The sequence below is a fragment of the Nodularia sp. UHCC 0506 genome (assembly GCF_034931045.1).
Taxonomy (GTDB): Bacteria; Cyanobacteriota; Cyanobacteriia; order Cyanobacteriales; family Nostocaceae; genus Nodularia.
In genome coordinates, this window is sequence record NZ_JAYGHH010000043.1 from 40,460 (window position 1) to 49,594 (window position 9,135).

The following is a 9,135-nucleotide window of genomic DNA, read 5'->3' on the forward strand; positions in this document are numbered from 1 at the left end:
GTGATGCTTAATTCTCTGCGTTCTCCAGCATTTTTAGCGGTGCTGAGTCTGTTTTTATTGGCTCGTCCTGTAGTAGTTGTTGCTCATCCTGGACATGGTGATGAGTTTCATAGTGGAGGTGATGCTACTCCTTCTGTAACTCCAATTCAAGTTGATGCTGAAACTTCTCAACGGCTAGGTATTAAAGTTGAACCAGTGAAACGCCAGCCATTAGCTGTGAGTATTAAAACTACTGGACAGATAGAAACTTTACCTAGTCAAGAAGCCCAAGTGACTACTCCTATTGCTGGGGCGAAAGTGGTAGAGTTATTGGTCGAACCTGGGACTGTAGTTAAACGTGGTCAACCTGTGGCTGTGGTTTCTAGCCCTGAGTTGGTATCGCTGCGGGTGGAGTCTGAGGAAAAGTTGGCACAAGGTCGGGCGGAGTTACAACAAGCCCAAGCTGATTTAAAGTTGGCTCAACAAAATTATATTCGCTTGCAGGAAATTTCCGCCGCCGAAATCGCTCAAGCTCAAACTCAAATCGCTTTTGCTCAAGAAAAGTACAGCAAAGACCAAGAATTAGCTGATGCGGGGGCTTTACCACAGCGTAATGCTTTAGAGTCCCAAACTCAACTGGCTCAAGCTAAATCACAACTAGCTACAGCTAACAGCAGTCGTGATGTGATTGCGGCTCAAAATCAAGTCCAACGCGCCCAAGCTGCTGTGGAAGTAGCTAAATCACGAGTGAGTCTCAGTAATAATATATATGAAACTCGGCTGCAACAATTAGGTATTCGTGGTAATGCTAAAGGATTAGTCACAATTACAGCCCCAATTTCTGGTACAGTTGCAAACCGGGAAGTTACCCTTGGTCAATCCTTCCAGGATGCTGGTGACAAACTGATGACGATTGTTAACGACAGTCGGGTATTTGCAACGGCGAATATATATGAAAAAGATTTAGAGCAAGTCAGAAACGGACAACAGATATTAGTCAGAATTGCATCTTTACCTGACCAGACATTTACCGGGCGCATTACCGTGATGGGGTCTGTGGTCGGAGGTGAAACGCGAGTTATCCCTGTGAAAGCTGAAATTAGTAACCCAGGAGGAATCCTGAAACCAGGGATGTTTGCAGAATTAGAAGTTCTCACAGACCAAACATCTACACCCATCTTAGCTATACCCAGTTCAGCTGTAGTGGAAGCCAATAATATCAAACAAGTATATATACAAAACGGTAACGCCTATCAACCAGTAGAAGTCACCTTGGGTCAAACCTCCGGCGACATGGTAGAAGTTAAAACTGGTTTATTTGAAGGAGACATAATAGTTACGCAACGTGCGCCCCAACTGTATGCTCAATCCTTGCGGGGTGGAAATCCCACCACAACAGCAGAACACGAACACACACCTGTGATCACAACATCAATTTTACCACCGTGGCTGATGCTAATTGGAGGAAGTGCGATCGCCTGTTTAGCCTTCATCACAGGAGCCTTCTGGACACACCGCCGCCAGTCGCATTTACTACCAGCAACCAATTTTGAAACTGGGGGAGATGAGGAAGATAAAAAAGAAAAATTGTGTTCATAGCCCAAATTCTTCCCCCCTGCCCCCTGCCCCCTGCCTCCTCCATGCTAAACACAATCCTCAAATGGTCAATAATCCAACGCTGGATAGTAGTCCTCGGAGCAGTCATCATCACCTGCTTAGGAGTATATAACCTCACCCAGATGCCCCTAGATGTCCTCCCCGACTTCGCCCCACCCCAAGTAGAAATTCAAACAGAAGCCCCAGGACTAGCACCAGAAGAAATAGAAACCCTCATCACCCTACCCATAGAAAGCGCAGTCAACGGTACACCAGGAGTAGAAACCGTCCGTTCCGCCTCAGCAGTAGGAATATCCGTCGTCAAAGTCATCTTCAACTGGAACACAGACATTTATCAAGCCAGACAACTAGTAACAGAACGGTTACAACAAGCACAACAAAAACTCCCAGAAGGTGTAGAAAACCCGCAAATTTCCCCCATTACTTCCCCCATCGCCACAGTCTTACAATACGCCTTCACCGCCAAAACTCTCCCACTTATGGAAGTACGGCGCTTAGTAGACAGAGATATTACCAATCGCCTACTAGCTGTTCCTGGAGTTTCCCAAGTGATTGCTTATGGTGGAGATGTGCGTCAATATCAGGTTTTAGTAAATCCTGCCAAACTGCAAGCCTTTAACGTCACCTTAGATGAAGTCACAGCAGCCACTAGGGAAGCTAACGTTAACGCTGCGGGTGGTTTTTTGACAAATCCAGACCAAGAGCTAATTATTCGGGGATTGGGGCGCATTGAGTCTATTGAAGAACTGGGGAAATCGGCTATAACTTCTCGTAATAATACACCTGTGTTACTGCAAGATGTGGCAGATGTTCGCATTGGTGCAGGTTTAAAGCGTGGGGATGGTAGTTTGGATGGTCAACCAGCCGTTGTAGTTCTGATTAACAAACAACCGCAAAACGATACACCCACAGTTACTAAAGCCATCGAACAGGCGATGACAGAAGTGAAAGCTGGCTTACCCGCAGATATCACAGTTACAGAAACCTTTCGCCAAGAAAACTTTATTACATCTGCGATTCAAAATGTTACCAGTTCCCTCAGAGATGGCATAATTATCGTTTGCATTATCCTGTTAATGTTTTTAATGAATTGGCGCACCGCCATCATTACTTTAAGCGCCATTCCTCTATCAGTATTAATTGGGATGATGATTCTCGGCTGGTTTGGTCAGGGTATCAATACTATGACACTGGGAGGTTTAGCCGTAGCCATTGGTTCGGTGGTGGATGACTCCATTGTGGACATGGAAAATTGTTACCGAGGTTTACGCCAGAACCAAGTAGCCAAAAATCCGGTGCATCCTTTTAAGGTGGTTTATGATACCTCTGTGGCTGTGAGAGTTAGTGTGATTTTTTCTACAGTAATTATTGCCGTTGTCTTTGCACCTATTTTCACTTTCACAGGTGTGGAAGGTCGAATTTTTGCGCCGATGGGTATCGCCTATTTGGTATCAATTTTGGCTTCAACTTTTGTCGCCATGACTCTATCCCCGGCACTTTGCGCGATTTTACTAGCAAATCGACAACTACCCACAGATGACACTTGGGTGAGTGCTTTAACCCAGCGCTTTTATCGTCCTCTCCTCAATTTTGCTATGGGTTTTCCCAAGGTTATTTTAGTTGTAGCTACAGCTTCCTTAATTGCCTCTTTGGTAATTTTGCCGACTTTGGGACGGGTGTTTTTACCAGAATTTCAGGAATCATCTTTAGTAAATGCAATGGTGCTTTATCCTGGAAGTTCCCTGGAAGCGACTAATCAAGTGGGATTTGCTTTACAGGATGCACTCAAGGACGACACACGATTTAAAACTGTGCAGTTAAGGTCTGGACGCGCCCCTGGTGATGCAGATGCTGGGGGGGTGAATTTGGGTCACTTAGATGTGGAACTCAGTGATGAGGGTTTGCAGAATCGGGAAGCCAGTATTGAGAAGCTACGGGCTGAGTTTGCTAAGATACCCGGAGTTGCGCCCAGTATTGGCGGTTTTATTTCCCACCGCATGGATGAGGTATTATCAGGAGTAAGAAGTGCGATCGCAGTGAAAATATTTGGCCCTGATTTACCAGAATTGCGCCGTTTGGGGTCAGAAGTAGAGACTGTCATGGGGGATGTTCCCGGACTGGTAGATTTACAACTCGAACCCCAAGTCCCTATTCGACAGGTGCAAATTAAATTTAGCAGAGAAGCCGCCGCCCGTTATGGCTTAACTGTAGGTAATTTGAGTCATACCTTAGAAACAGCACTGAATGGGCGAGTTGTTTCTCAAGTGCTGGAAGGACAACAATTATTTGATTTGGTGGTGTGGTTACAGCCAGAATCACGCAATAATTTAGACATTATTCGTAACTTATTAGTAGATACTCCCACAGGTCAAAAAATCCCCCTCGCTCAAGTCGCCAGTATAGAATATGGGACTGGACCGAATACGATTAACCGCGAAAATGTTTCACGTTTGATAGTCATATCTGCAAACGTATCTGGTCGAGATTTAGGTTCTGTGGTAGATGAGATTCAAACCCAAATCAGCCAGTCAATACAGTTACCCACAGGTTACTTTATCCAATACGGCGGACAATTTGAATCGGAACAACGCGCCACCGCAAATCTACTGTTATTTGGGGGCATAGCATTTGTAATTATTGCTGTTTTAATGTATTTTGCTGTTAAATCTATTGTCGCTATGTTGATGATTATGGTTAATTTACCTCTTGCACTGGTGGGGGGTATCTTTTCTATTGCGTTAGGAGGCGGGATTATTTCTGTGGCTTCGTTGGTGGGGTTTATTACTTTGTTTGGGGTGGCTACACGTAATGGTTTGTTGTTAGTAGATAATTATAATCACAAGTTGGCGGAGGGAATGCCTTTAAAGGAAGTGATTTTTCAAGGTTCAATGGAGCGTTTAGTTGCTATTTTAATGACAGCTTTAACTTCCGCTTTAGGAATGGTTCCTTTGGTGATTGGTACTGGTGCTGGTAAGGAAATTTTGCAGCCTTTGGCTGTGGTTGTGTTGGGTGGTTTGTTTACTTCTACAGCTTTAACTTTGCTGGTGTTACCTGCTTTGTATGCTCAATTTGGTAAGTTTCTGATTCCTAAGCAAATACACCCTTCTGTAAATGTGGAAAATGGTAAAGCTGTACAAGTAATTTTGTAAAAAAAATTTTGTTTGTAGTAAGCGATTTATCGCTTTTTTTCAAGTTAGTAAAGGGCTAAAGCCCTGACTACGAACTTTCATTTATCTATTTCAAAGGAGTAAATCAATGAAATCAATAACATCAAATTTGATTGTTTTAGGATGTACAGGACTGCTTTTTGTCGGTGCTTGTAGTAATACTAATCCAGTAGCTAACACAGAAACTTCAGCTACCCCCAGCGCTGAAACTCCTGCTGCTGCGCCTGTAGCGAAATCAAATAACGAGCATGGCGCAAGTAAAGGTGGTCAAGTTGTGGAAACCGGAAACTATCATTTAGAATTTTTAGCTGACAAAGAAGCTGGGGGAAGTCACTTAGATTTATATTTGCTGACTGGTGATACTCACGAAACTGTACTTGATGCTAAGGTGACGGCTCAAATTCAAACACCTAATGGTACGGAACAAACTCTTCCTTTTACTTATGATGCTGAAGGTAAACACTATACAGCTATGCTGAATGAACAAGCGTCAGGACAATATCAAGTCAGAATTACCGCAGATGTTAATGACGAAAAAGTGAACGGGCGTTTTAGTTTTAACCGATAATGGTTAGAAGATGCAGTTCATATATTTTAGAGGCTGGAGGAAGTAATTATGAGCGCTTTAACTTTACAATTACCTAATCATTTGCAATTTACTGATGACGAATTTGCCCAGGTTGTGGCTGCTAACAAGGATTTGCGTTTGGAATTATCTGCTGAAGGGGAATTAGTTATCATGTCACCTACTGGGGGAGAAACGGGAAACCGGAATTTTGATTTATTAGGTCAAGTATGGTTTTGGAACCGTCAATATAAATTGGGTAAAGCTTTTGATTCTTCCACTGGTTTTAAACTTCCTAATGGTGCAACTCGTTCTCCTGATGCTGCTTGGATAAGAATGGAAAAATGGGATAGTCTCACTCCCCAGCAAAGAAAGAAATTTCTGCCTTTGTGTCCTGATTTTGCTGTAGAATTGGTTTCTGAAACTGATGATTTATCAAATACTCAAGCCAAGATGCGGGAATATTTAGCCAATGGTTTACAACTTGGTTGGTTAATTAATCCCCACAACCAACAAGTAGAAATTTATCGTCCTCATCAACCACCAGAAATTTTACAATCTCCTAAAAGTTTATCAGGTGAAGAAGTGCTTCCCGGTTTTACTTTAAATTTACAACAAATTTTAGCATAACAGGCATTTGTTCGTAGTAAGGACTTTAGTCCTTTCTTCCCTATAGCATTTCCTAATCTAATAAAGTACAAAATTATCTGCGTCCATCTGCGTTTAATTATTACTGCTTGTACCTCACTTGAATAGGAATTGCCATAATACAATTCAGTGTAGGTTAAAAATTTGGGCAGATTTGTTGAGTTTCACTCATTCTACCCAACCTACAATAACTTGAAATTGACAACCGATTTTTACATCAATAAAAGGCTAATGAGGGTTTTACTTGTCGAAGATGAACCGGATTTAGGTGCTGCTATTAAACGAACTCTTACTCAACATAAATATTTAGTTGATTGGGTAATTGACGGAGATGAAGCATGGGCATATTTAGAAGATAGCTTGACTGAGTATACTTTAGCTATTTTTGATTGAATGTTACCTAAAATCTCCGGGTTAGAATTGTGTAAAAGGTTGCGTAAACGCCAGAATTCTCTACCTGTCTTGATGCTGACAGCTAAAGACAGCATGGAAGATAAAGTTACTGGGTTAGATGCAGGTGCAGATGATTATTTAGTTAAGCCTTTTGGGATGGCGGAATTGTTAGCAAGGTTACGCGCTTTGCAAAGAAGGTCGCCTCAATTTCAACCCCAAAAGTTAACCGTTGGTAATCTAACTTTAGATTACGGTAATAATGTAGTTTGTAGTCAAGATGCTGTGGGAAATTGTCAGAAAATTATTCTGACTTATAAGGAGTTTCAGTTATTAGAATATTTTATGAAGCACCCAAACCAAATTCTAACTACTGAACAAATTCGTCATCAGCTTTGGGAAGTGAGTGCGGAACCTGTTAGTAATGTGGTGGCGGCTCAAATGCGTTTGTTGCGGCGGAAGTTGGTTAATGGTGGATGTGAGAATATGATTGAAACTTTACATGGTTTGGGATATCGGTTTAATTTTAATTGATAAATTTATGGGCGAACATAAATTGCTAGGGCTGAATATAATTTGACTTTATGAATGATAATAAGCTGTTTCGGCAGACGCGGTTACGTTTGAGTTTTTGGTATGCGCTGGTGATGGCTGTGATTTTTAGTCTGTGTGAGTATGGGGTTTATAGGGTGCTTTCTCATACTCAATGGGTAACTTTAAATCGTGAATTGGAATCTGTGGCGGGAACTTTGCATGATAGTATTGAACTGAAGTTACAGGAACCAGGAAAGTTGTCACTGGTCATGAAGCAACTTTTGCCTAATATTTGTACAGTTAGTGAAGGTTGTATTCAAGTACAGTTAAGTTCTCATCGTCATGTTTTAAGTGCTATTAATCAAAGTAATTATTATGTGCGGTTTTTTGATAATTTTGGACGTTTGATTGCTATTGCTGGTACTTATCCGAAGGGATTATCTTCTGAGTTTAATCAAGAAAGTTGGCAAAGTCTGAAGGACAATCAAGGTGTTGTTTATCAACAAATTTCTTTTGTTCTGCACACTCAAGATAATCGCGATTGGGGTTATATCCAAGTAGGGCGAAGTCTTGAAGATTTTAATACATATTTGGAAACGATAAAATTAACTTTGGCTTTGGTTTTTCCCATAGCTTTGGGTTTGGTGGGTTTTGCTAGTTGGTGGTTAGCAGGTTTAGCTATGCAGCCAATTTATCTTTCATATCAACAAGTGCAACAATTTACAGCCGATGCAGCGCACGAGTTACGCACACCTTTAGCCGCAACACAGGCGACGATAGAATCAACGCTGTTTATGTCCCAACTGGATACGGCGGAGGCGCGGGACGTTCTGAAAACTATACAACGTCAGAATCAACGACTCACAACTTTGGTGAAAGATTTATTACTGCTGACTCGTTTAGACCGTCAAGCTGTATCTATACAATATAATTTGTGTTGTTTGAATGATATTATTAGTGACTTAATTGAGGAATTTGCAGCATTAGCGATCGCCTCTGATATAAAATTAATTTCTCAGGTCGGAATGTCTGCATCTCTCAATGTTATGGGTAATGAAGATCAGCTTTATCGCCTATTTTCTAATTTAATTTTTAATGCTATTCAATACACAGCAGCCGGGGGAAAAGTTACTATTGGTTTAGGTCGCAATGACCATGATGCTGTAATTCAGGTGCAGGATACAGGTATTGGTATTCCACAATCAGAGATTCCGCGAATTTTTGATAGATTTTATCGAGTTAATAGCGATCGCTCTCGGAAAACTGGCGGTTCAGGATTAGGATTAGCGATCGCTCAAGCAATTGTTCATGCACACAATGGCAGTATAAACATACATAGTGAATTAAACATCGGTAGTAAATTTATTGTAAAATTACCTTTCGAGAATAGCCATAAGAAAAATTTTGTTCGCCTAGTTACGAACTATTCAAATTATATTACGTTGAATTGGAGCGATCGCCATTAGCCACAGCCAATTTCCCATTTTAGGTTGAATTGCCGAAAAATAGCAAAATTGTGATCTAAAACTTACTCAAACTTACCTGTTTTTGGGGTTAATTTCATGCCTAATCTATCGCATCGATTGCTTGAACTTGCTCAACTTTTTCTCAAGCTAGGCTTGATTGGCTTTGGTGGGCCTCAAGCTCACATTGCCATGATAAATGATGAAGCGGTCGTGCGGCGAGGCTGGTTTACCCAAGAAGAATTTTTGGCAGGAGTGGCCGTTTGCGAGATGTTACCGGGGCCGGCTTCTACGCAAATGGGAATTTATACTGGGTATATACGGGCGGGACAATTGGGGGCTTTAGTAGCGGGTATTTGTTTTATCTTGCCTGCTTTTTTGATGGTTCTAACTCTATCTTGGGCATATTTTCGGTTTCAGGGTGTACCACAGATTGATGATTTATTTTTAGGGGTGACACCTGTTGTGATTGCGATCATCTTTGGATTTTGCTGGAAGTTAGCAAAACGGGCTATTACGGATGGAAAAGGAGTAGCTATCGCTTTAACTGTGCTACTTGTCACCTGGCTATTTCAAGTTAATATTCTATTGCAATTCCTCTTAGCAGGTATTGTCGGGTTAATCCTGTACACTCCATCAAATCGTACCAGTGCTTGGCTAGTTCCCTTTTTACCCATAATACAGATGCTGCCCAAAACACTGGCAACTGTATCTGCTGATACATTGGCATTGTCTAGCTTTTGGGGACTAGAACGGATTCAGGAGTATTATA

6 protein-coding genes and 1 pseudogene are annotated in these 9,135 nt (G+C 41.6%); all 7 read left to right on the top strand.

What is annotated here, in order from left to right; genetic code table 11:
• Positions 1-3: 3 nt before the first annotated feature.
• On the top strand, positions 4-1,578 hold the full coding sequence (locus VB654_RS19520; protein WP_323215471.1) for an efflux RND transporter periplasmic adaptor subunit: 1,575 nt from the start codon (positions 4-6) through the stop codon (positions 1,576-1,578).
• Positions 1,579-1,619: 41 nt separating this feature from the next.
• Complete coding sequence (locus VB654_RS19525) at positions 1,620-4,745, top strand: efflux RND transporter permease subunit (protein ID WP_323215465.1); 3,126 nt, start codon at positions 1,620-1,622, stop codon at positions 4,743-4,745.
• Positions 4,746-4,851: 106 nt separating this feature from the next.
• Positions 4,852-5,331, top strand: a complete 480-nt coding sequence (locus VB654_RS19530) for a hypothetical protein (RefSeq protein WP_323215466.1) — start codon at positions 4,852-4,854, stop codon at positions 5,329-5,331.
• A gap of 48 nt (positions 5,332-5,379) precedes the next feature.
• A complete protein-coding gene (locus VB654_RS19535; RefSeq protein WP_323215467.1) occupies positions 5,380-5,958 on the top strand; it encodes a Uma2 family endonuclease in 579 nt (192 codons plus the stop codon).
• Positions 5,959-6,207: 249 nt separating this feature from the next.
• Positions 6,208-6,900 (top strand): annotated as a pseudogene (rppA, locus tag VB654_RS19540) (two-component system response regulator RppA).
• 50 nt (positions 6,901-6,950) lie between these two features.
• The gene (gene rppB / locus VB654_RS19545) at positions 6,951-8,366 is read left to right on the top strand and encodes a two-component system sensor histidine kinase RppB (protein WP_323215468.1); all 1,416 of its coding nucleotides are present in this window, start codon (positions 6,951-6,953) and stop codon (positions 8,364-8,366) included.
• A gap of 96 nt (positions 8,367-8,462) precedes the next feature.
• On the top strand, positions 8,463-9,135 hold a 673-nt coding region (locus tag VB654_RS19550; protein WP_323215469.1), incomplete at its 3' end, for a chromate transporter.

Bases quoted from the DNA above. Each gene is read 5' to 3' on its own strand.
- VB654_RS19530 (WP_323215466.1), top strand. From the start codon at position 4,852: ATGAAATCAATAACATCAAATTTGATTGTTTTAGGATGTACAGGACTG.
- VB654_RS19525 (WP_323215465.1), top strand. From the start codon at position 1,620: ATGCTAAACACAATCCTCAAATGGTCAATAATCCAACGCTGGATAGTA.
- VB654_RS19535 (WP_323215467.1), top strand. From the start codon at position 5,380: ATGAGCGCTTTAACTTTACAATTACCTAATCATTTGCAATTTACTGAT.
- VB654_RS19520 (WP_323215471.1), top strand. From the start codon at position 4: ATGCTTAATTCTCTGCGTTCTCCAGCATTTTTAGCGGTGCTGAGTCTG.
- rppB (WP_323215468.1), top strand. From the start codon at position 6,951: ATGAATGATAATAAGCTGTTTCGGCAGACGCGGTTACGTTTGAGTTTT.